The 1683-nt window shown below is 64.4% G+C and carries 1 protein-coding gene and 1 pseudogene; both read right to left on the reverse strand.

The window, feature by feature from the left end:
• Window positions 1-93: 93 nt before the first annotated feature.
• Window positions 94-812 (reverse strand): annotated as a pseudogene (locus tag ACWEBX_RS40200) (transposase); the annotation flags it as partial.
• 168 nt (window positions 813-980) lie between these two features.
• Window positions 981-1547: a pirin family protein gene (locus ACWEBX_RS40205; protein ID WP_451889643.1), complete on the reverse strand. Its 567-nt coding sequence runs from the start codon at window positions 1545-1547 to the stop codon at window positions 981-983.
• Window positions 1548-1683 lie beyond the last annotated feature (136 nt).

Here is a 1683-nt window from a genome sequence, read left to right on the forward strand (position 1 = left end):
CCCTGGAGCTCAAGCTGCGCTGGGGCGGCGACGGGTCATGGACGGTCTCCGCGCCCCGCTGGGCCTGGCTCCAGCGCCGTTCGGCCAGCCGGCTCACGGGTCCAGGACGAGGGTGGTGCCAGCGAGGCAGCCGTCGATGACCTCCGGTCGGTACTGAAGCATCTTGAGCTTGCGCTTCACGGCGCGGGTGATCTGGCTGAGGTCAACGGCGGCGAGGTTGCCGATGTCGCGCTTGACCAGAGACCAGATACCTTCTTGCGGGTTCAGGTCGGGGGCGCAGGTGGGCAGCTGGAAGACCGTGAGCCAGTCCGCGTTGGTTTCGATGAACTCCCGCAGGGACTTGGTCAGGTGCAAGCGGACGTTGTCCCGGACAAGGACGATCAGGCCGCCGAGCTGGATGCGGGCGTGGATCAGCAGGTCGCGGAAGTCGCGCCAGCCGAAGCCCTTGGGCTGGTCCTTGCGTCCGGTGTACTCGCGGACGACGTAGATGAGCCCGGACCGCTCACAGGGCTTGTAGCAGGTCATGCCCGCCATCGGTACCCGGCCCGAGCCCCGTCCGCGAACGCGGACCACAGGGGTGCAGCCCCTGCGGCCCCAGGTTCTGGCTCGCGGCGGCGTCAGCGACTGACCGGCCTCGTCCTCGAAGACGATCCATGCGTCGTAGGCCGCCGCGATGGTCTTACCTGCGGCCAGACCTCCTTCTTCGACAGGTCCACGGCATCGTCGTCGCGCTCGATTGCTCGCCGTGTCGGCTGCTGCCATGACCAGCAGTGCCGCTTCAACAATCGCCACGTGCCCTCCACGGTGGGCGAGCACGTCGCGTCCGACGGCATCTCAGGGCCGAGAGCGTCATTCGGCGGCAGATTCGCCGGATCCGTGCCGCGGCCAGCGACCTGATAACACCTAAGTGAGCGGTCTCGTGACAGCAGCTTCGACGTCACCCAGCACGCGTGGTTGTCACCGGCCCGAGTGGTGCTCCGCTACCACCCCTGGACCGTCGCGTGCATCTCCCAGACGAGGAGTTCGGAAGGCTTGAGCGCCGTGACCTTCTGACCACCGGTGGCGGTGAAGCGAACAGCATCACCGGCAAAGAGATCGCCGGTACCCTCCAGTGAGACGTGCCCGACTGCCAGGAAAAGGTGCAGGAATGGGGCGTCGGGAAGCGTTACCTCGTCCCCCTTCTTCAATCGGGCGGCATGGAGAGCGGCATAGCGATTCTTGATACGGATGGCGGCGTCATTTTTATGCCGGTCAATCCCGGATGCAACTACGGCGAACTTTCCATGGAGTGCCGCATCCTCGATTTCCATCTGCTGATATCCAGGTTTGATTCCGTCCTCATCTGGCGCTACCCACATCTGGACGAAGTGCACGGGGTCCGTGTGACTCTTAGTGCCTTCTAGGCGCCAGGAGTCATTCTTCTCGCTGTGCATAATTCCCGTACCAGCGCTCATTCGCTGCGCAAGGCCAGGATAGATCAGGCCATTGTGCCCGACCGAATCCTGATGCACGAGAGATCCCCGGAGAACCCACGTAACAATTTCCATGTCCTCGTGAGGATGAGTCTCGAAACCTTTGCCGGCCCTGACAATATCGTCATTGTTGCCCCGACGCCCTCGCGGCCCAGCTCGCCGAGGTCCTCCCCCGGGAGAGCAGCGAGCCGTCCTCGGAGCCGGGCCTGAC

It is taken from the genome of Streptomyces sp. NPDC005070, assembly GCF_053600395.1.